Origin of the sequence: Cytobacillus sp. FSL K6-0129, assembly GCF_038007625.1 — a bacterium.
GTDB lineage: Bacteria > Bacillota > Bacilli > Bacillales > Cytobacillaceae > Cytobacillus > Cytobacillus kochii.
Genome location: NZ_JBBOXM010000001.1, coordinates 3,210,999 through 3,231,340, shown reverse-complemented (window position 1 = coordinate 3,231,340; position 20,342 = coordinate 3,210,999). Strand labels below are relative to the sequence as shown.

22 protein-coding genes and 3 pseudogenes are annotated in these 20,342 nt (G+C 34.9%); 10 read left to right on the top strand and 15 right to left on the bottom strand.

Annotated elements, in window-relative coordinates:
* Positions 1–92 precede the first annotated feature (92 nt).
* Both MHI57_RS16215 and MHI57_RS16210 read right to left on the bottom strand, forming a co-directional pair.
* Positions 93–1,355 carry an MFS transporter gene (locus MHI57_RS16215; protein WP_340977258.1) on the bottom strand — a complete coding sequence of 421 codons (1,263 nt, stop codon included), beginning with the start codon at positions 1,353–1,355 and terminating at the stop codon, positions 93–95.
* Positions 1,345–1,809: an ArsR/SmtB family transcription factor gene (locus MHI57_RS16210; RefSeq protein WP_340977257.1), complete on the bottom strand. Its 465-nt coding sequence runs from the start codon at positions 1,807–1,809 to the stop codon at positions 1,345–1,347. The genes MHI57_RS16215 and MHI57_RS16210 overlap by 11 nt, the downstream gene beginning before the upstream one ends.
* Positions 1,810–1,996: 187 nt before the next feature.
* Between MHI57_RS16210 and MHI57_RS16205 the strand changes: the two are divergent.
* From MHI57_RS16205 to MHI57_RS16195, 3 genes and pseudogenes are all read left to right on the top strand, one after another.
* Positions 1,997–2,259: pseudogene (locus tag MHI57_RS16205) on the top strand (recombinase family protein); the annotation flags it as partial.
* 282 nt (positions 2,260–2,541) lie between these two features.
* Complete coding sequence (locus MHI57_RS16200; protein WP_340977255.1) at positions 2,542–2,961, top strand: hypothetical protein; 420 nt, start codon at positions 2,542–2,544, stop codon at positions 2,959–2,961.
* A 12-nt stretch (positions 2,962–2,973) separates the two neighbouring features.
* The gene (locus tag MHI57_RS16195) at positions 2,974–3,483 is read left to right on the top strand and encodes a hypothetical protein (protein ID WP_289432572.1); all 510 of its coding nucleotides are present in this window, start codon (positions 2,974–2,976) and stop codon (positions 3,481–3,483) included.
* 356 nt (positions 3,484–3,839) lie between these two features.
* Here the strand turns inward: MHI57_RS16195 and rpsI (MHI57_RS16190) are convergent.
* From rpsI (MHI57_RS16190) to MHI57_RS16170, 5 genes and pseudogenes are all read right to left on the bottom strand, one after another.
* Positions 3,840–3,905 (bottom strand): annotated as a pseudogene (gene rpsI / locus MHI57_RS16190) (30S ribosomal protein S9); the annotation flags it as partial.
* A 205-nt stretch (positions 3,906–4,110) separates the two neighbouring features.
* Positions 4,111–5,544, bottom strand: coding sequence for a spore germination protein (locus tag MHI57_RS16185; RefSeq protein WP_340977251.1), 1,434 nt, complete (start codon positions 5,542–5,544; stop codon positions 4,111–4,113).
* A gap of 331 nt (positions 5,545–5,875) precedes the next feature.
* Positions 5,876–5,941: pseudogene (gene rpsI / locus MHI57_RS16180) on the bottom strand (30S ribosomal protein S9); the annotation flags it as partial.
* 285 nt (positions 5,942–6,226) lie between these two features.
* Positions 6,227–6,487, bottom strand: coding sequence for a YolD-like family protein (locus MHI57_RS16175; RefSeq protein ID WP_340977249.1), 261 nt, complete (start codon positions 6,485–6,487; stop codon positions 6,227–6,229).
* Positions 6,488–6,489: 2 nt separating this feature from the next.
* Positions 6,490–6,708: a hypothetical protein gene (locus MHI57_RS16170; protein ID WP_340977247.1), complete on the bottom strand. Its 219-nt coding sequence runs from the start codon at positions 6,706–6,708 to the stop codon at positions 6,490–6,492.
* A 103-nt stretch (positions 6,709–6,811) separates the two neighbouring features.
* Here MHI57_RS16170 and MHI57_RS16165 point away from each other — a divergent pair, with 103 nt between their 5' ends.
* The 6 genes from MHI57_RS16165 to MHI57_RS16140 all read left to right on the top strand — a co-directional run bounded on the left by MHI57_RS16165 (position 6,812) and on the right by MHI57_RS16140 (position 11,274).
* Positions 6,812–7,141, top strand: a complete 330-nt coding sequence (locus tag MHI57_RS16165) for a YolD-like family protein (RefSeq protein WP_340977244.1) — start codon at positions 6,812–6,814, stop codon at positions 7,139–7,141.
* A gap of 4 nt (positions 7,142–7,145) precedes the next feature.
* Positions 7,146–7,502 (top strand): hypothetical protein, encoded by a 357-nt coding sequence (locus tag MHI57_RS16160; protein WP_340977243.1) that lies wholly within the window; start codon positions 7,146–7,148, stop codon positions 7,500–7,502.
* 118 nt (positions 7,503–7,620) lie between these two features.
* Positions 7,621–8,127: a Panacea domain-containing protein gene (locus MHI57_RS16155; protein WP_340977241.1), complete on the top strand. Its 507-nt coding sequence runs from the start codon at positions 7,621–7,623 to the stop codon at positions 8,125–8,127.
* 1 nt (position 8,128) lies between these two features.
* Positions 8,129–9,064, top strand: a complete 936-nt coding sequence (locus MHI57_RS16150; protein WP_340977239.1) for a hypothetical protein — start codon at positions 8,129–8,131, stop codon at positions 9,062–9,064.
* Positions 9,065–9,117: 53 nt separating this feature from the next.
* Positions 9,118–9,303 carry a hypothetical protein gene (locus tag MHI57_RS16145; RefSeq protein ID WP_340977237.1) on the top strand — a complete coding sequence of 62 codons (186 nt, stop codon included), beginning with the start codon at positions 9,118–9,120 and terminating at the stop codon, positions 9,301–9,303.
* Between the two features lie 90 nt (positions 9,304–9,393).
* The gene (locus tag MHI57_RS16140; RefSeq protein WP_340977235.1) at positions 9,394–11,274 is read left to right on the top strand and encodes a peptidase G2 autoproteolytic cleavage domain-containing protein; all 1,881 of its coding nucleotides are present in this window, start codon (positions 9,394–9,396) and stop codon (positions 11,272–11,274) included.
* 443 nt (positions 11,275–11,717) lie between these two features.
* Here the strand turns inward: MHI57_RS16140 and MHI57_RS16135 are convergent, their stop codons facing one another.
* On the bottom strand, positions 11,718–12,401 hold the full coding sequence (locus MHI57_RS16135) for a hypothetical protein (RefSeq protein ID WP_340977233.1): 684 nt from the start codon (positions 12,399–12,401) through the stop codon (positions 11,718–11,720).
* 143 nt (positions 12,402–12,544) lie between these two features.
* Here MHI57_RS16135 and MHI57_RS16130 point away from each other — a divergent pair, with 143 nt between their 5' ends.
* A complete protein-coding gene (locus MHI57_RS16130) occupies positions 12,545–12,724 on the top strand; it encodes a hypothetical protein (RefSeq protein ID WP_340977232.1) in 180 nt (59 codons plus the stop codon).
* A gap of 221 nt (positions 12,725–12,945) precedes the next feature.
* Here the strand turns inward: MHI57_RS16130 and MHI57_RS16125 are convergent, their stop codons facing one another.
* The 7 genes from MHI57_RS16125 to MHI57_RS16095 form a co-directional block, all read right to left on the bottom strand.
* Positions 12,946–13,632: an N-acetylmuramoyl-L-alanine amidase family protein gene (locus tag MHI57_RS16125; RefSeq protein ID WP_340977230.1), complete on the bottom strand. Its 687-nt coding sequence runs from the start codon at positions 13,630–13,632 to the stop codon at positions 12,946–12,948.
* A gap of 126 nt (positions 13,633–13,758) precedes the next feature.
* A complete protein-coding gene (locus MHI57_RS16120) occupies positions 13,759–13,992 on the bottom strand; it encodes a phage holin (RefSeq protein WP_340978636.1) in 234 nt (77 codons plus the stop codon).
* A gap of 11 nt (positions 13,993–14,003) precedes the next feature.
* Positions 14,004–14,255: a hemolysin XhlA family protein gene (locus MHI57_RS16115; RefSeq protein ID WP_340977228.1), complete on the bottom strand. Its 252-nt coding sequence runs from the start codon at positions 14,253–14,255 to the stop codon at positions 14,004–14,006.
* Between the two features lie 47 nt (positions 14,256–14,302).
* Positions 14,303–14,524: a hypothetical protein gene (locus tag MHI57_RS16110; RefSeq protein ID WP_191813060.1), complete on the bottom strand. Its 222-nt coding sequence runs from the start codon at positions 14,522–14,524 to the stop codon at positions 14,303–14,305.
* Positions 14,524–14,955, bottom strand: a complete 432-nt coding sequence (locus MHI57_RS16105) for a hypothetical protein (protein ID WP_251163190.1) — start codon at positions 14,953–14,955, stop codon at positions 14,524–14,526. Before MHI57_RS16105 ends, MHI57_RS16110 begins: the two co-directional genes overlap by 1 nt.
* 16 nt (positions 14,956–14,971) lie before the next feature.
* On the bottom strand, positions 14,972–19,609 hold the full coding sequence (locus tag MHI57_RS16100; protein ID WP_340977224.1) for a phage tail spike protein: 4,638 nt from the start codon (positions 19,607–19,609) through the stop codon (positions 14,972–14,974).
* Positions 19,610–19,645: 36 nt separating this feature from the next.
* Positions 19,646–20,341 (bottom strand): distal tail protein Dit, encoded by a 696-nt coding sequence (locus MHI57_RS16095; protein ID WP_340977223.1) that lies wholly within the window; start codon positions 20,339–20,341, stop codon positions 19,646–19,648.
* Between the last annotated feature and the right edge of the window lies 1 nt (position 20,342).

Genomic DNA, 20,342 nt, shown 5'->3' with positions numbered 1-20,342 from the left:
AAAGTCTCTAAATCTTAGAAGTATTTTTTTTAACACTGAACTATAACCTTTAACAGCCTTGTCATCTTTGGATACAAAGATTGTTCCATTAATTAAGCCTCAATTTTATCTTTGAAAAGATTTACACTATCAATCTTAGGTAATTTACGTAACACAGAACTACTTAACCAGTAAACGCTAAAAATTATCATAGAAATACTACAGATCATAACAGCAAGTGCTGGTGTGAATGTTTCACCTAGAAACCCTCCTATTAGTGAACCTAACGGCATTCCCAAAGCTGATGCACTAGTTATCAAGGTCACTACCCTACCAATGTACGCAGTTTCAACCTGTTTCTGTATAGCAGAAAATATTAGCAAATTCAGTATCCCTATTGATATAGCACCTGCACTAAATAAAATGGTCGATGGTATAAGTGGCAATGTTGCTGTACCCATCCACATGATTCCTGAGCCAATAAATGCCACTATAATTAATTTCCCAAAATTAATTTGTTTTAATCTTGGAGTAATGATAGTTCCAATCATTATCCCAATAGACATGGAAGCTAAATAAAAACCATACGCAGCTTCAACACCATTACTTTTCATAAGAGAGAATGCGGGTAAATTTGTTGTCATAATAACCATCGCAATGTTTATGAAGATAATAGAAAAAATCATTTTCGGAATCAATGAGTCTTTAATGTAATTAAAACCTGCTTTTAAGTCCAGAAAATAAACCCTAGAAGCCGCTTTTATAGAGCTTGATTTTTCCTTGTTAACCGATGGTTGATCGAAATTGAAGAAGGCGTAAGAGATAGAAACTAATAATATACAGATTGCAGTGATTGAAATGGCCGGTATTGTTCCAACAAATGTTATGATAATCCCTGCCAGTGCTAAAAATGCAATGTCCATCGCTTCCCGAATCGTTTGTAAATAAGAATTGGCTTCAATAATATTGTCCTGTCCTACGATGATTGGTAATATGGTTGATTCAATAGGATACGTAAATTGAGTAAATAAGGCAGTAATAAATAACATACTAATTACATACCAAACATTTATTCCTATTGTATAGTGTAAAACTGGGATCGTAACTAATAAAATCGCCTTTATAAGGTTACTGTAAACTAAACCATTTTTGTACTTAGCATAATTCCCTAATGGAGCAATTAAAAATGCCAATGTGCCTGCAAAAGATATTGCAAAAAATGCGAATCCAGAATAAAGAACGCTTCCACTCAAATGTAAAACAAGCAACATGCCCGCAACAGAGTATATACCACTTCCTACTCCGTTTATTAAAACACCTATTATTAGAATAAGAAAATTTCTTTCTAACATAAATGGCTTTAATTTATTCTTCACTTTTTTCCCCCTCATTAATATGTTTTTTAATTAGAAACTCAATAGAATATGATAATTGTTCTTCTTCATCCCTTTCTTTGAAAGACAAGTGTCCATATTTATAAAAAAGCTTTTCTATATCTTTGCTTAATTCGTTAACAAGCTTTTGAGAAAGATAAACAGTTGCCATTCTTTGCTCAACATGTTCTGGAGGTGTTTCCTGCTCTGGGTTTGTGAAAGTTACTGCCTTAGACTTATAATATTTTTCTACTATCCCCTTATCAGTATTGACACTGTCTACTTCTAGAATTTCATGTTTTACAAGTTGCTGGATGTGATAATAAATGGTACCTGGGTTCTTCTTTAACAGATCGGCGGTTTGTTTCGGTGTCATAGGCTTTTCATATAGTAATGCAATGATCCTTGAACGTAATGGATTGGAAATGGCCTTTTGTTGCTTCCAATTAATTTTCATTATGGTCACCTCTAATTGTTTTTAAAATATATGAATATTTGGATTTATAAATCAACTTAAAAATACAATACAATTGTTAAATATAAATGTCAATACATTCTTGGATACCATTTCCAATTATTTCTTTAAACTAAATTGGATAATCCATAGACACTAAGTATTCAAAGCGATATTACGTGCGCTCAAGATGGACAGTAAAATACGTGTCAGTTCGACTAGGCAAAATCCTTCACGGTAATTTCAGCAACTGAACGAAATCGAAATCGATATTATTTTTGAAGAAAAAATTTCTGGAGCAACAAAGAATCGTGAGCAACTTCAAAAAAATGTTTGAGATTTACAGGAAGGTGACATTATTTATGTTACAGACTTAACTTAACTCGGATTACTCGTAGTATGGAGGATTTATTTGAATTAATTGATGATATAAGAGGGGAAAAAGTGTATTTGATAATAAGTTAAACCGTTTTAAAGGAACTTTCTGAAGGCGAGAAAAACAGTCAAACTTATTTTTCGCTTTTGTTTATAGGGAGTAGAAAATGAAGCGGGATTAGAATGGTTACTTATCGAAGAAGATGAGAACTGGATTACGGAAGAAGAAAATCCAGAAATTTTTGAGCAAGTTGAGGAAATTGATTGGAGTTTGATTGAACATAATTATACGGATGAAATTGATTGGAAAAGTATTCCGTTTGAATCCGATGAAGAATTTACAGGAATTCAACCTTTCTTTTGGCCATTAATTGCAAGGTTGTACTAAGTGGAGGCAAGTATGTAATTAAATATGGATCAAAGGTATTTAAAAAGGCTCCAAAATCAAAAGTAACAAATGCACTAGCAAACTATAAAACACTAGCATATAAAACGGGTAGTCATACTTTTAAGTTGACTAAAACAGATATGAAACATATGCTTGAGAGACATCACCCAAAACATTGGGACGGTTCTGTTAAAAAAGATCAAACATTCTATAACCCTGATTTAAGTGTTAATGATGTGAAAAACATTGCGCATACAATTGCTAAAAACAAAAAATCTACCTTATCTAAAAAAGGAACAAATTCAACATTCCAGGTTGAAGGTAAAGTAAATGGAGTTGAATATGTTATGGGAATTACTAAAGGACATATCAAACAACTATACCCTAAATAAGGAAGATGAGTAATGGGAAATTTAAAATTTGATGTTTTTATACTTAAAAAGAAAGTTACTGACTTAGAGAAATTGAAAAATAATACAGATGAGTATTGTTTGGTTTTAAATGAGAATCTTAATTCAATAAAAGACATTATTAATAGTGATAGTATTGATGACGGTATTCTAAATTTAGATGGTGGAGTTATAATTGAGTATAATTATAAGCCACTAACTGATTTCTCCTTTTGGGATGATTTGCCAACATTATTGTCTTATATGCTCAATTTAGTTGAAGAGTTCAAGGAAAATGGTCAAGCATCCTTTTATTTTCCTAGTCAGCCTATGAAGGTCGAACTGAAGAAGGAAGGGACCAAAGCTAAGTTTAGTGTTCATGAAAAGTCTATAGTCGTTAATAGTGATGTTTTAATTGATGATATTCTTAGAAATACCCGAAAGTTCTTTGAACTATTAACTAACGAATTGCAGCTAAGTAAATATCAATTTGAGTTAGATCAAATTGAATCTATAAGAAAATAAAACTTAATTAAAAAGAGTCTATTAAGACTCTTTTTTTCATATAAAATGTTAAGGTCTTTTCCGATTATATCATACGCTTTTTCATTTCAATTTAAAAAAATATAATAATATGCTGTGGGTGCGCATTAATTAATCCCTGGACAATAATTATTACCCACACCCCACGATAACACTCTAACATGGATATGTACATTATGTGACCGATGAAGCGAAGGAGAAAACAGCCGAGATGTTCCAGAAGTACATGAAATTTTAGCTTGGGGTATTCAAAGGGTATTCAATTCTAAATTTATACATGAAAAAGCCCTCCCTGCTCATAAGAGCATAGAGGGCAAAACCTTGGTATATAAGGTTTATTAACGTTTTGAGAACTGAGGTGCACGACGAGCGCCTTTAAGACCGTATTTTTTACGTTCTTTCATATCATACCTGCACTCAAATATAGCTATCCTCATAAAACTATTATATATAGAAGAAACTCGAAAAAAAGATATATCTAACTATACATAAAAATATTTAAAAGTTGGTCAAAAGTAGGTCAATTTTGTATGCACTTCCACCAACTGATTAAGCACATTAAAAACTAGTTCATGAGCCCCTATTACAATAACAAATAATAACAATTTTTCAACCATTATTATCAGGGTAAGTATGCTTACTATTTGTTAAAGATTTTAAATCTCCTCTGTAAAAAGTATCCTTTAACTCTTGATATCTAAAAGGAATTAAAGGTGAAAGATAAGGGACTCCTGCAGACTTGAGATTTACCATATACAATATGAGAATTGTTGTTCCAACTATTAAACCACCAAACCCCCAATAAAGAGAAATGATTACAAAAAGAAAACGTAAAGTCGCCATTGCATTCCCCAAACCTCTAAACACAATAAGAAAACTGGATAAAAAAGTAATTCCTATGGTAATAAGGCTTGCTGGGTGAATAAGTTTAGCTGTAACTGCTGTTTCACCAATTACAATAGTTGCAACTAATGAAACAAGAATTATTGCACTTTTAGGAATTCGAAAAGAAGCATCTGTAAGTATTTTCAATAAAAATATTAAAAAGGTCATTTCCCAAAATGCAGGTAGTATTTCACCATCAGAGAATAATGATTTTACTACTTCCTTAGAAAATTCATCTTGATGGAATTTTTCTAAGGTAAGATATATTGAAGGCAAATATACAGATAAGAAAAAACAAAATAAACGAATTAATCGAGTTGTAAAACGACCTGTTTTAAAATAATAATCATCAGGAGTTTGAAAAGAATCTATAAATAAGTTTGGCGTTATAATGGCCAAGGGCGTACCATCTACAATAACGCCCACCCTTCCTTCATACAGAGCTGACGCAAGTACATCAGGGCGTTCTGTTGATTTATTTAAATTAAATAAATTTTTCTTTTCTTCAATTATAACGTCAATAATCCGTGCTTCTAATATGTATTTAACGGAAACATTTCTTATACGAGTTTGAACCTTTTCTAGTATTCCTTTATCGACGACTCCATTCATATAAACAACTGATATTTGTGTTTTTGAAATTACTCCAATCTCTTTATTTTCTACACATAGATTAGGTGATTTTATAATGGATCGTAAAATATTTATATTAGTTTTAAGTTTTTCTGTTAAACCAATAATCGGCCCTTGTATTACACGTTCACCTTGAGCTTCTTCAAGACTTCTTTCTTGCCACATTGGAGCATCTATAATGATTCCAGTGTCATGATTTTCAAATAAAATTGTAGTTTTACCATTAACAACGGCATCTGTTATTTCATTATGTTTTGTACACATATTGATATTTGTTGATTCAATTACTTCAGTAATATAATTTATTATTTGTTTTTTGTCAGAAGTTTTTGTATTAAGTAATGGCTTCAACACAAAATCCTGTATTATGTCTGAGTCAATAATACCATCAATATAAATCATCGCAGCATATTCTTTCTTTTCTAAACCTAACTTAAACCTTTTCACAACTAAATCTGATGTATTATTAAATAATTCCTTAATATGCCGGATATTATCATCAAGATTTCTTTCTATATTTCCCACTTCTTTTCTCACCTCCAGATAAAGTATCTAGACCTATTATGTGAGCAGCTTATTTTATTTATTCTTGTACAATAGTTTAAAAGTATATTGGCATTAACAATCGAATACAAGTTAAAATTTCTCTCCTTCACCTGACGCAAGCATTAAAAAAGTACAAGTTAGTTTGGGTCATAAAAATACATTCAAACAACAATGGATGTATTTACTCATGCCTCAAAAAACCGCTGAATACTCCCCAAATACATGGGAATAAATTAGGTCAAAACTTATTTTTCGCATCAAAAAAAGACCCTTGAACAAAACTGTTCGAGGGTCTTGAAACGTTGGTATATTAACGTTTTGAGAACTGAGGTGCACGACGAGCGCCTTTAAGACCGTATTTTTTACGTTCTTTCATATCATACCTGCACTCAAATATAGCTATCCTCATAAAACTATTATATATAGAAGAAACTCGAAAAAAAGATATATCCAGCTATACAAAAAGATATTTAAAAGTTGGTCAAAAGTAGGTCAATTTTATATTGCACTACCAACCTCTTTCAAAACTTTCAACAACATCGGCATAATTTGTATAAGCACATACCCGAGTGCTCCATTCTAAATTCTAGTCCATTCCCTTACACTTTTAATAAACATGCAAAAAGTGTGTGATATACTTTTCAAACAAAAAAGCGCCCTCCTATTGAGGTGCGCTCTGTATCGATAATATATCTATAAATTTCACCCTAATCGTTTCATAACTACTTTCAATATGTATTAATTGAGATTGTCCATCAAGCTTAACGATTTTTCCTTGTATAGGATCTTTTTGCCACAACAATATTAAAACTTCCTTTTTCTCCCTATGTGCCTCAACTACTGCATTTCCCAGCTCTTCTAATTCAAATTCATCCCTTGAAGGTCGTTGAGGTTTTGATTTCTTCGGCATTTTCACTCCCATGATCAAGCTCCTCTCTTTACTTTGCTGACTGGACCAATCGATAAGATGTTACTCACCTTAAAAGTGCGCTGCTGTCGCTTGGTAAAACAATATGCACGAAAGTAATCTTCGTAAACGGACAAAATTTTAATTCTTCTCTGGCTGATATCTCCCTTGTTATCCAGATAAATCATTTCTAATTCCTTTTTATTGTTAACTCCTCTAATAAGTAAACCTTTCATCGATTAGCCCTCCCTTACCATTATTTTATACGAACTTTTGTTCGATTTCAATTGAATTAAGAACAAAAGTTCGCATATAATATTAAAAAAGGAGATGTAGTTTATGATTCGAGACCGTGGAAAAATGAAATGGCAAGGGTTCTTTATGAGCGAACACACCGAATTACTTAAGCAGATACCCGCCGAATATGAAAAAGTGAAAAAGCCAGAGTTAGATGAGCAAGAACTTCAAGAAATACAGATAATAACGATGGAATCATTAAACTACACCCTTACAATCAAAATGACCATTTGGGTTGATGGGTCCACAAAAACCTTTGAGGGCATTGTCGATAAAATCGATCATATTAATATGAACATTCACTTGGAAACGAACGATTTAAAAATCTTAAAATTCCACATTGATGAAGTGATATCTGTCGAAAGGGTTTAAGAACATGACTAGGATTAATGAAGCTGATCGTGATGTGCTAGAGCAAGCAATATACTTGCCGATGATTATTATCATTCTTGAAAGAGATTTAAAGATCATTGAAAAGTCGCCGTTTAAGATTAAACAGCCTTATATTACCTTGATGGAAAATACAATAAAGAAGGTACAGCGTGATCTGAAAGAAGTTAAAGATATGATGAGAAAAGGGAATATGAGAGTGAATCAGATTGGACATGATGAGTCGTTTACCATGTATGAGTTTCATTACAAAGGTTATGATGAGCATCATAATTATTTTAATCCGAGGATTAGGAATAAATGTGAGGAATTATTGGATTTTTATTTAAACATAAGACACTAATAGTCAAAATAAAGGTTTTAATTCCTTTTTATGGATAGAAATATTAGTAAAAAGAATGTATTATAATAATATAGATGTATATGTATATCTGAAAATTCAAAAAATAGGAGGGGTGTTAGTGACTGTTTATCGTGCATTAGACGTTGCAGACTACATTGTTCACTATTGTATTGAGACCGGTAAAAATATATCCCATTTGAAGTTACAGAAAATCTTGTATTTTCTCGAAGCGCATTATCTTGTTAATGACTCCACTTTATTTACTGATGATATCTCTAAATGGCGATTGGGCCCTGTTGTTGAAAGTGTATATCATGAATATAAAGAATTTGGTTCAAATAATATAAAATACATTCCAAACAGGATTAGTATTGATGATACAGGTAAGGTAAGTGTTAGCTCTTTTAATGTAGATATTATCGATGAACATGACAAAAATGTTATTAACACTATTGTTGATAAATATAGTAGTATCGGTCCTTTTATTTTAGTTAATGCAACTCATGAACATACACCATGGAAAGAGGATGAACCTAATATAAATAATGGCGTAAAAGGGTTATATTACAATAAAACAGAACTAAGGGACTTTTTCATAAAGCACCCTAATTCGTTTGAGGTGTAATATGCAAGAGGTTAACTTCGAAGATCAATTACTCGAGCTATCGACTAACTTTTCGTTTGAATATTCAAAAAACGAAGAGGTATTTGATAAACTCGAGTGTTTTTATACTAAGAATGAAAGACATGAGTATTCAATAATTAGTCAAATCGTGTTTAGCCTTGAAGATGAAAGAAATGAAACACTTGCCTATAATGTTTTAGGCGTAATATACATATCTGATGCTAACAGCTCTAAGCATATTAAAAATTTCCACAAATTAAATGATCATATCAACCTTTGTATAAATCAAAAGAACTATATAAGTTCGCATCTTGATAATGTTAAACGGGATTATACTGAATCACTAGGAAGCCTTACACAACATATCCAACAAGCATCTTCTTCTATTGAAAATATTGAGAAAAGTAACGATTTACACGAAGAAAAATTTTCCGAATTAGAAAAAAAATCAAAGAAGTTGACTACAGATTTCGTAACAATACTTGGTATTTTTAGCGCTATTATGTTATCAGCATTTGGTGGATTAGACATTTTGAGGAATATTTTAGGGAATATAAATGGTGTACAAACCGGAAAACTCCTTGTATTTTCTAGTTTAGCAATTGGAGCAATTGTTTTATTGATTTTTCTTTTATTAAATGGAATTTCTAAATTAACTGGATTATCTTTAAAAAGTTGTGGCTGTTCATCAAATGACCCTTGTAAGTGTACAACAACACAAAAACATCCATCAATTGTGGTTGCATTTATTTTATTATTTTTAGCTTTTAGCTTAGGAATTTCTGAATACATAATTGATTATCCTGCCCTCTTTAAAGATTTAATTGACTCTTGGGGATCTCTATTAAAATTAATTCTGGTATTTGGTTGTGTTTTCTTATATTTGGGATTGTCATCACTTTGGTTTATTCGTCAAAGAAATAAAAGTCAAAATTAAATTAAAAAATTATTTCCTTTGTAATATAACCATATAGATAAAGGAATGATGTCATGAAACCAGAGGACTTGTATGTTTCTGTTACAGATGAGAAAGGTGATAAATACTATATTTTTGCTCAAAGTCATCCAGTAACTGTTGTCGGAACCTCTGATAATGGAGGGATAAAGGTTGAAGGTAATACAATGAAAGATGCATTACAGAAAGCATTTGAAGGAATGAAAGCCCCTCTCGATTGAGAAGGGCTTTTTTAATTTTATAATGGTTTTGTCCAAACATCTAAAACTATTAATGAATATATTATTCTATTACTAAAAAGGAGTGATAATATGGCTTATTGCAATAGAAATGCCTCTGGTATTTGTTCTGAAGCAGAAGGAATCAATACCATAGCTAGTGGAGAAGCCTCTCATGCGGAAGGTAGTGGGACGAGTTCAAGCGGCGATGCCTCTCATGCGGAAGGTTACAATACTCAAGCTATTGGTAATTCATCACACACAGAAGGAGCACTTACAATAGCCAGTGGTCTTGTTGCTCATGCTGAGGGTTATAATACCATTGCATCTGGAGAAGATACACATGCAGAAGGGAATAGTACAGTAGCAGGTGGAAACGGCTCTCATGCGGAGGGTTATAGTACAAGCGCTTTAGGCATCGCTTCACATACTGAAGGACAAAGCACAACAGCCTCAGGGGACTATTCACATGCTGAAGGTGTGAATGCAAATGCGACTGGAATTTCTTCACATGCAGAAGGAATTGAAACTACAGCTAATGGAACTGCTTCTCATGCAGAAGGGGTTAATACATTAGCTGAGGGGAATAACTCTCATGCAGAAGGAGCCAATACAATAGCTAGTGAGCTAGCTGCTCACGCGGAAGGTTTTGATTCAACAGCTTCAGGAGAGGCGGCGCATGCAGAAGGTAATAATTCTACAGCCAGTGGTGCTGGTTCCCATGCGGAAGGTTTAAATACAGCTGCTATTATGCCAGGAGCACATGCAGAAGGAAGCAACACTAGTGCTTCTGGGGACTATTCACATGCTGAAGGTGAAGGTAGTTCTGCTGAGGAATATGCTACACATGCAGAAGGAGCCAATACGAGAGCAATAGGTTATGCTTCACATGCTGAGGGTGAGGAGACCATAGCAAGTGGAGAGAATTCGCATGCGGAAGGATACGCAACCGAAGCGAGCGGTGCCTTTTCTCACGCAGAAGGATTTTCTTCCATTGCATCTGGACCTTCCGCTCACGCTGAAGGTGATCAAACATCAGCTATTGGAATTCGATCTCATGCAGAAGGGTACTTGACCATAGCTACAGGGGATCATGCACATGCAGAAGGTCAAGAAAATACTGCAAGTGGAGCTAATTCACACGCTGAGGGAATATTTACGACCGCAAGTGGGCAAATGTCACATGCAGAAGGAATAAACACTAGTACAGCGGGTTTTACAGCTACTCATATTATGGGGCGATATGGTGATGCAGAAGAAGACTATTCTTGGTATATTGGAAACGGTACAGACAGTGTTAATAGGGGATTAGGTGCAAAGTGGTTAGCAAGTAATGGAGAAATGTATATTGATGGAGCTTCTTATAATACTGGTGGTGCAGACTTCGCTGAGATGTTTGAGAGTATTGACGGAAATCCAATTGATGTGGGTTATTTTGTTACATTAGAAAACAATAAAATCAGAAAAGTCACATCATCAAATGACTATGTTCTCGGTATTACTAGCGCTACACCGAGTATTATAGGTAATAGTGCTGGCCTTAATTGGCAAGGAAGATATCAGTTAGATGAATGGGGTCGTAGGACTTATCAAGAAGTAGAAATACCACCTATTTTAGATAAAGAGGGAAAAGAAATTATTTCTTCCAAAAAAGAGATTCAACCTCTGATAAATCCGAAATGGAACCCTGATCAAGAATATATCCCAAGATATAAACGTCCAGAATGGATGGCTGTGGGGCTTATTGGACAAATCTTAGTGAGAGATGATGGAACTTGTGAAGAGAATGGGTACTGTCAATCGAATGATGAAGGAATTGCGACAATATCAAAAACTGGATTTAGAGTTATTAAAAGAACTGGTCCCAATCAAATTTTAGTATTAGTAAAAGGCAATGAACAAGAAATGATAAACTTAAATACCAAAGTTGAACAATTACAAGATACACTCAACCAACTTTTAAAGAAAAAATGATACGAATAGTTAAATTTTTGACGAGAGACTATTATCACTTTATTTTTTTCAGATAAAGAGTGTTCCTTAGAATCATCCATTTCAAATAAATATCCAAAGTTATGATTAAGAAACTTGTGCGTAATTCGGCTTAATTCTAGCGATAACTAAGAAGATTTTTAAGCCCCTCTCAAGTGAGAAGGGCTTATTTTATTCAGTAACTTCTTCCTCATTACATCTTTTTAAAGTCTTTTTTTGTTTTTTCTCATTAGTCTTTATATCGATATAAACAATAATTGATGCAACAATATAATAACATCCTAAATATGAGGTTGTATCAAAAAACTTTTCTGGTGTCCCCTTGATATACCACCAAATTATAGAAACAATAAGAAAGGTAATAGGGTATGAAATTAGTAGTGAACTGAATTTATTTGACACTTACTCTCACCGCCAATATTTATTTAAAGCCATTTTTTATGCTTTTTCAATGCTTTCTCTTCGCAGTTTGCTACAATCCAAACCATAAGTACACCCGTACCGACAATACTTGATTTAATACCAAACTTTATAATCGCTTGTGCAGCCTTTTTATATTGTCCTTTCTTTATCATTGATTTAATACCTTCAACAGTAGCTGTAGTTGCTGTTAATCCAAAAGAAGCTTTAACTTCACTCTTAAGACAAGAATTAACAGCAGCAGTAAATTTAGGGTTTTCCTTTTTCAGTGCCATTATTTCAATCTCCGGAGGTTCAACATCATTATCGCCTCCGTTACCTCCCCCATTTCCTGCTCCGTTTCCTGGATCATTCTTATCAATAAATGCTCCAGAGGTAATTAACATATTCTTAATGTCTTGATACTCTGCCTTTCCAGTATATCTAGCATCAAGTACATCTTCATCAAATCCTAGTAAAATATCATTTTCTTCATCAACTATTGCTCCCTCTTCGACAAGAAACTGTAACTCTGAAGCTAGCTCTTCAGCCAGTATTTCTTCTTCAGCGGTTAATTCTATATTTTCAAAATCAATATCTACCTCTTGTTCCTCCGCATTAGCTCTTACTGGTATGTTCCCTATTAAAGAAAATAATAAAATTAAAACCATTAACCCCTTTAATCCCTTAGATAATCTTCCTTTTTTCATCTCTCTCTCTCTCTCTTTCTATATGATATATTTAACACATTACATTTTATTTAAATTTTTAGAAAATTTCAATGAAATTAATAATATTTTTACAAAATAGGTATTTTATACCTAAATACTAATAGATAAAAAGGAATGATTCCATGAAACCTATGAAAATGTATATTTCTATTACTAATGAGAGAGGGGGTAAATACTATATTTTTGCCCAAAGTCGAAACCCCACCGTTGTTGTAACATCTGACAATGGAGGGATAAAGGTTGAAGGTAGCACAATAAAAGAATCCTTACAGAAGGCATTTGAAGGAATGAAAAGATTTTAAATGAGGTAATTTTACTAAAGGAATAAACTTGATGATAAACGAAATATTAATTTATAAACTATTTTAATGCAGGAGTGATTCGCCTTGACCAAGTTAAGAATTAGTATTATTACAGTAGTTGGTATCTTATTCATATTTGCAGTTTTAGGAATAGTTTCTTTCTACAGTGCATGATCTTACAAGAGTAAAAGCCCCTCTCGATTAAGAAGGGCTTTTTAGTATTATTTCACTCTTAAAACTTGTCCAACACGAATTGTATAGTTTTCATCCAAACCATTCCAACTACGAATTTTTTGTATAGTGCTACCATATCTCCTTGATAATGCATAAACGGTATCACCAGAAACTACAGTATGGTAAACCGCCCCACCAGATGGTGTTAGATTAAATGCACGAACTAAGCCGTTTACGTGTCCCTGAGCAATAGATTGCAAGAATGAGGATTGTTTCAATTTATTCGCATCTGCCACAGTATCAATAAATCCATTCTCAGTAAGCAAAGCCGGCATTCTTGTTTCTCTCAGCACATGGAAATTAGCTTGCTTTTTACCCCGATCCCGAAAGTCTACTACCTTCAAAATCTCTTCGTGAATACGGTTTTGATATGTTGTTGTGGGAGCACCTACTCCGGGATAGACATAATCCTCATAACCTGTACCGCCACCAGCATTGATGTGGATAGATAGAAAGAAATCAGCTCCCCAATTATTTGCATCAGTAGTTCTTTGTGCAAGTGATACAGTTTGATCTCCTGTACGACTCATACGAACATCAGCATTACTATAATTTCTTAATAAATCACGTACCCTTGTAGCAATCTGCAAAGTTAATGCTTTCTCCTGTAAACCGTTCCCTACCGCACCTGGATCAGTACCACCATGACCTGGATCAATATAAATTTTAACCATAATTAAACCTCTCCTTTAATATATAAGTATTCCAATGGCAAATGTAACGTTTGTACACATTAACTAAATTCACATAGAAACCACCTCCTTTAATGACAATAAAAAAGACTGCCCTTTGGGACAGCCTTATTTAGTCAAACCTTTCATTTTTAAAGCAGCTCTTTGCCTTTTACCTTTTGCTGTTACGTAATTGTTCTTAAACCATGCCCATGTTGCAGCCACACCAATAAATGCAGTACTTAAAACTTCACCCCATAGTTGTTCGCTACCTGGGATTGGATTTAATCCTGTTGCTACCAAGAACTGATTAACAATTGCCACCAATAATACTGCTGTTCTAATTACTGTCCCTTTGTCCATTTTCAATCTATTCATCCTCCTATCACGTTATAAAAAAGAGCGATTGCCCCGCCAATTAAGCCAGTGCTAACCGCTGTAATAATCGCACCTATTATGGCGCGTTTAATCCATGTTGTATTGCCTTCGATACTGTCTAGTGATTTATTAATTGCTCTAATTTGTTCTTCATGAACAGATGTCTTATTTTTTAAATCTGCTACATCTTTTTCAAGCAACTTTATATCCTGCTTCATTTCTGCTATTTCTTTATCCTGTGCGTTCATCTCCACCGCCTCCAATGTCTCTCCCCCTTATCCAAAATAAAAAAGCCTTACTCGGCTTCTGGTGTTAGTCGTTCAATCAATTTAGTTCGTACTACATTTTTTAATGCTGGAATCGATTCATTTCCTTGATAATCCTCTGCGGATATTGGAATATAACCATTTAATGTGACTGTTGACTCTGAATCATTGGCTCTAAATTGAACATGTACTACTGAAATACCATCATCAGCATAGCGAATATTTGTACCTGTAATTTGAATATCAAACATTATTCTTCATCTCCCTTTTCTTCTTCATCTACACCAAATTGTTCACAAAGATAATCGTAAATATCTGAGTCTTGTCCTTCGTATTCAACATCTTCGAATTTCTTTAGAACGTGTTTGATAGTTCGTATCATTTCACGATTATCACCACCTTCAATTACCAGTTTTTCAGTATTCAATTCCTTTAAGTCATTAGAAAAAGCAACCATGTCTTTGATGTCGAATTGACCATCTTTCACGATTGCTTCTCCTTTTTCGTCCTTATGGGAATGTTCTTTTGCAAGTTCTTTACGATCTTCTTCTACAGTTTTTAGTCTCTCAGTCATTTTGTTAATAAAATGGCGACGGAAACGCGAGTGTTTTCTTGCTAGTTTTAGATCATACATAAAGTTAATTGCAGCTACTAATTTACCGTTTTCGATTTCTACTTTCATTTTAAAACCTCCTAATTTATGCGGCGCTTATTTTTTCTTCTAATTTTGCAACCTTTTGTCTTAAATGCTGATTCTCTATCTTAAGCCAGTTAATTTCGTCAGCGTGTTCAAGGGTTCTTTTATCAAGCTCTTGAATGCCTTTCATATTAATTGAATTCATGAGATATTGCTCTACTCCATCACCATCAATTAATTCTGGTGCAATACGATACCCATCACCAATTACAAGACCTTGTCTAGCTCGAGAAACACCATTTTCCACTTCGCTTTTTAAACGATATTCATAAATTGTTGAACGGTTGATGATATCTAAAGCACTACCTGTCCACACTTTTATATCCTGTTTGAATGCAGCCAAAGAACCTGTAGGGAACGAAGAAGCGCGCATTGGTATATATGTGCCCGTTGTACCAGACGCAGTAGCTCGAACCTCTCCATTACTTGATGGTCTTAAGTATAAATGTACTCCATCTGTATTCCCATTAATACTAATATGGTTTCCATAGAACCCGCTTGCTCGCAATGGTCTCCAAGTATCCGTAGTACCTCGCACCGTTACCCTAACTTCTCCTGGGTCTCCAGCTGGTCTCACATATATATGGCTTCCATCAGCATGAGTTGACCTGTCAATATACGTACCAAGAAAGCCACTCGCGCGCACAGGTCTGTAATCATCAGTAGTATCAACCCGTGTTACCCTGAGTTCACCATCATTAGCTGGTCTAGCATATAAATTCGCACCGGTTGTTGTATTGTTTATACTTATATGGTCAGCGTAAATCCCTGCTGCCCTGAGTGCACGATAAATAACCGATCCATCGTCTTGTCTAAGTCCTAGAGATGTAATTCTTACTTCTCTGTCTGTATCTACGCCTATATATCCGTGTAAACCAGGTTTAAAGCGATAACCCAATGCCCTAATCGGTCGATAAGTATAATTTTCTGCGGCACCATCAGATGGAATACTATTAACATCAACAACACGCGCTTCATTGTTTGCATCAGGAGCTAGATAAACATTCGAATTACTTGTCCCTAGTGCTGCACTAGTAACCAATAATTTATCTACTCTAAATCGTTGAGAACCACCTGAATTATATCCAAATAAACCGTCAGGATTAACATTTACATATTGCCCATTAGACTGCGTAAGACGGACATTACCACCAATGATTTCTAAGTTAGTTAATCCGTCAGAAGAACGGAACTTAGAACCATATACGTCAATACCACGTAAAGCGCCCACAGTGATTTTGTCAGCATTCACGCTTGCAATTTTCGCAGCTGTAACAGCTAAATTATCTATCTGAGCAGTTCCGATAATGGCATCTTGTAATTTTGCACGCGTAATAGACGCATTTGCTAATGCGCCGTTTTGTGCGGTAATACTATTTGCTGCCATTAAGTTTGCTGTGATTGATCCATCTACAATCAATGCTGCGTTATTTTTTCTTCTAACGACAAGGTTATCAACATATAGGCGGTTAGAAGTTTCTCCATTGTTTTCAAATGTAACGCGAATTCTAATATATCCAACTCCAGCTGGCACTTTATATGAACCATTCATTTTAGTCCAATTTACAGTCTTGGTTGTTGTAGTGAAAGCTGTTCCCCAACTATGATGTTCTTTAGAAGGAGAGTAATTACGTACACCAAAAGTTTGTCTTCCAGTCCCTGCAGTATTGTGATTTCGATACTCCCATTCAAAGTAAAGCTCATCCCCCTCACTTACTTGGATATATCTTTCTTGCATGACATCAACATTTCGAACAGAATTTGCCCATAAAACCATGGTCTTTGTTGAGCCGTTTTGTAAGCCCCATGTTGTTTGATCATATACCATAAAAACTGAGTTACTTGGGTTTTCGTTTATCCATCCAGTTACTTTGTTTGTAACGTTAGGAGCATCATCTTCGAATGTTCCATTATCTACGAGATTAGTAAAATCACCAACATCTAGTAATCTTGCTTGGATTTTAACTATTCCAGGTTGTACATTGATCGCACCAATAATCCCATCTCGGTCTACTTTCAATTCAATATCATCTGATAAGAGCCTTAGGGATGATTCTGCTGAAGTCATTCTACCGGTTAATGAATTAACTTCTTGAGTGGATGCTTTAAATGTTAAGTCATATGCTGTTTGGTCAATTTTTGTTTCTGCTGATGAAACACGGCTTTCTATGTCTTCTGGTGGAGGGGACCACCCAGCGAGTTTATTGCCTTCTATCACTTGTAAATCCCATATTTCTGCTTTCATTGGGACATATCCACCAGACCCACTGGATCTATTAGGCTGGATATACAGATGCGTATCTGTGGCTGTCATACCATTTGTTGTAAAATGTATCTCATAATCATAGATTTCTTCATCATTGGGATAAGGAGAGCCAACAGTCCACACATCACTCACTAGTTCATTATTTCTATAAACAGACACTGGATTACCCGAAGATAATTGGCTATGACCACCCATAGTAGTAATATTCCCAGAAATTTTTCTAATCTTAAACGCTAGGATATATTCAGTGAATGGCTTAAATATCGTATTGCTCAAACGTAAACCAGCTCCAGATGAACCCATTGACTCTATGGTATAGGTGTATGCATCAAATTGATAAGTATTGCCCCATGGTGCAACGAGACTCCTTCTTGCTAAATTGCGTCCACTAATCTCCAAATTATTAAAATCAGACCTAAGCTCATTTACACTAGTAGAAATCTTATTAGCCTTAATATCAACTGCAGCAATTTGACTAATAGCATTACCAACTTCACCGGTTAATTCATTAACATTAGCTTCCACATTTTGCGCTCGTAAAGACAACCCATCTAGGCTGTTATCAATTTGAAGAATTTTATTCTGGTAAACTCCATTATCAACCTTATTAATCAATTCCTCATTAACCAGATATATCTTTCCATCCACATAGTCAAAGCCTGCTTTATTTGCAAGTTCAGACATCAAGCTAACTTCTGTTGCTGTTATCTCAGCGTCTGTATATTGCTTTGAATCAGCTTGAATTTGATTATATACATCTTGGCGAATCATATCAGCGTAAATAGTGCCATCAGCAAGTATGTCAGCAGTTTTTGATAGCTCTCTCAATTCGGCAGCTATATCGGGTCCGAATAATATATCATCACTGACTACCCTGTGGGTTGCTCCCATAACTTGCACAGACCAGTCACTTGGGGTTCCATGCTGATTAACTGCCCGTATACGGTAATACCAAACTTGATCAGTACCAACCGAATGGAGAAAACCACTAGTATTTCCCCTCCACAATAAGTGCTGTGTATCTGGCACAAAGTCTTTTAATTGTGAGCCATATACTTCGTAGTGTTTTACATAAATCGAACTGCCGTAGTCCCAATATAATTGTATAGCTCCCATTCCACTTATCGCTTCAACATTTATTGGAATAGTGGGCTTGATGTCTGGGAAACTTCCCTCTGTGACTTGTTGTGGACGATCACGGATTTGTTCAACTTCTTTTTTTAACTCTTCAAGCCGATCATCCTCTAAATCGAGAAATTGCCCCATCTCTACAACCGTGGTACCGTCAATGTCTAAAATGTCATATTCCATGGCTATTACTCTAGCTTGGATTTCGATAGGACGCGCAAAACGACGGTCAATAGCAACCGAGGTGTCACCAAGGAATACTTCTTCATCAAACAGTTCGGCAGCAAGTCGATAATTGACTTCTGGTTTTTTTATAGTCTGTAAGTTATCCCAAGTAGCCCATAACAACTCTTCTGGATCTTCATATTGTTGGTTGCTATAGATGCCAAAACGATGCTTCATCTCCCCGTTTTCATCTTCATAGCCTAAAATGGGGATATCTTTAGGGTCGCCGACCCATACTTGTCCTTTTGGCTTATTAACAGGATGACCTTTTGAAACAGACCATTCAACATCCGCAAAATCAATATAACGGGTAAACCCACCTGTGTGTTCGCCCTCATCGTCTTCAATTGGTAAGGATGAACCACGACCGTATAACGCTGTCTTTGGATAGCTTAGAATGGTTCGACCAATCTCTGTTGTATTATGGTCAATTTCAAACCGTTGACCATGTTCATATCCACGACGTTGTAAAATCTGAATCTTGCATGCCTTGATTTCATTAGTGCGCTCGTCAAAATCCACAACATCTTTTACTTCTCCACCCCAAGTAGACAGGATATCCCATACAGCTTCTACACTTGATAAATAATAAAAGTTTGTAGTGGCTAAACCTAATGATACCAATACTTCTCCAATCCAACGGGTACCTAATAATGCGGCATCTAGTGCTTCATCTGCTGTTTTATCAACAAATCGCCTATCGACAACAATATGATCATTTAACTCAGCTAGATATACAGGTTCACAGGTTGCTATTGTCATTGGTCCATTTATGCCATCACTATCGTCAATTTCACGAATAACCATTAACCGCCAATCGCCTTCATGATCTTTAAAGACGACTTTATTTTCTTCTTTTACGTGTACAGTATTTTCGTGGTCTGCCTCAATGGTAAAAGAAAAAGGCTTGTCCGGCACGCTATTTACCTCTATCCGGTAATTCGTACTGACTAGCCCTGTGTCTTCTGACAATATGGTTAAGTGTTTTTCCCTTTGGCTAAAGACATACAATTCACTCAATCTATCACATCCTTTCCCTAAGGATTTCTCACCTCATTAATAATATCTCTCGACATATTTCAAAGTGCAATTATGGTTTGCCTTTATCGTAAATGGACCAGGTTGCAAATGAACAAAATTAGAAATCATTCTATAAGAATGTCTTAAATCTTCACCATTTAATAATGCCTTTCTCCCATCCAATTTAAGTGTAAGCCTGTCACCAACTACAAACTCATATGCTAATAGCAGATAGAAGTTATTACTTCCTTCTATTTCTAGAGTATTTGTAGCCTTAGTAAAGACAACTTCAATTGTCCAAGGTACTTCCACCTGACCACTAATTGTATGAACAGAAGGCTGTGAGGTAACATTGATTATTTTTTCAGATCCAAACCTATAGGCTTGTGGTAAATAAAAGTTGATGTATCCCTTTGCATATTTGGGGCGTTCACTTAACTCCATTCCTTCGTAATAGGCAAGGTAATACCTGTCAGGGTTATCCTTGAATATCAACTTTTTCGGTTCATCATGAATAAGCCATGTGGACATATCTTCTTTCAATGACTCTATTCTTTGATTGCTAGAAATCCTAATGGGCACTTGTAAGTTATCATCCATTAACTTCTTTTTTCTAACCCTAGTTCCACTTTTTGACATATTGAATGTATCAAACATAATAGGAGGCGAAGGTGGTCTAAATAAATCAGCTATTACCCTGATATAGTCTTTTTCAATACCGTTAAAAATCATA

Bases quoted from the DNA above. Each gene is read 5' to 3' on its own strand.
- MHI57_RS16125 (WP_340977230.1), bottom strand. From the start codon at position 13,632: ATGGTTAAAATTTATATTGATCCAGGTCATGGTGGTACTGATCCAGGT.
- MHI57_RS16210 (WP_340977257.1), bottom strand. From the start codon at position 1,809: ATGAAAATTAATTGGAAGCAACAAAAGGCCATTTCCAATCCATTACGT.
- MHI57_RS16115 (WP_340977228.1), bottom strand. From the start codon at position 14,255: ATGAACGCACAGGATAAAGAAATAGCAGAAATGAAGCAGGATATAAAG.
- MHI57_RS16170 (WP_340977247.1), bottom strand. From the start codon at position 6,708: ATGAAAGGTTTACTTATTAGAGGAGTTAACAATAAAAAGGAATTAGAA.
- MHI57_RS16175 (WP_340977249.1), bottom strand. From the start codon at position 6,487: ATGGGAGTGAAAATGCCGAAGAAATCAAAACCTCAACGACCTTCAAGG.
- MHI57_RS16135 (WP_340977233.1), bottom strand. From the start codon at position 12,401: ATGAAAAAAGGAAGATTATCTAAGGGATTAAAGGGGTTAATGGTTTTA.
- MHI57_RS16130 (WP_340977232.1), top strand. From the start codon at position 12,545: ATGAAACCTATGAAAATGTATATTTCTATTACTAATGAGAGAGGGGGT.
- MHI57_RS16140 (WP_340977235.1), top strand. From the start codon at position 9,394: ATGGCTTATTGCAATAGAAATGCCTCTGGTATTTGTTCTGAAGCAGAA.
- MHI57_RS16095 (WP_340977223.1), bottom strand. From the start codon at position 20,341: ATGATTTTTAACGGTATTGAAAAAGACTATATCAGGGTAATAGCTGAT.
- MHI57_RS16195 (WP_289432572.1), top strand. From the start codon at position 2,974: ATGGGAAATTTAAAATTTGATGTTTTTATACTTAAAAAGAAAGTTACT.
- MHI57_RS16160 (WP_340977243.1), top strand. From the start codon at position 7,146: ATGACTAGGATTAATGAAGCTGATCGTGATGTGCTAGAGCAAGCAATA.
- MHI57_RS16110 (WP_191813060.1), bottom strand. From the start codon at position 14,524: ATGTTTGATATTCAAATTACAGGTACAAATATTCGCTATGCTGATGAT.
- MHI57_RS16150 (WP_340977239.1), top strand. From the start codon at position 8,129: ATGCAAGAGGTTAACTTCGAAGATCAATTACTCGAGCTATCGACTAAC.
- MHI57_RS16145 (WP_340977237.1), top strand. From the start codon at position 9,118: ATGAAACCAGAGGACTTGTATGTTTCTGTTACAGATGAGAAAGGTGAT.
- MHI57_RS16120 (WP_340978636.1), bottom strand. From the start codon at position 13,992: ATGGACAAAGGGACAGTAATTAGAACAGCAGTATTATTGGTGGCAATT.
- MHI57_RS16165 (WP_340977244.1), top strand. From the start codon at position 6,812: ATGATTCGAGACCGTGGAAAAATGAAATGGCAAGGGTTCTTTATGAGC.
- MHI57_RS16105 (WP_251163190.1), bottom strand. From the start codon at position 14,955: ATGAAAGTAGAAATCGAAAACGGTAAATTAGTAGCTGCAATTAACTTT.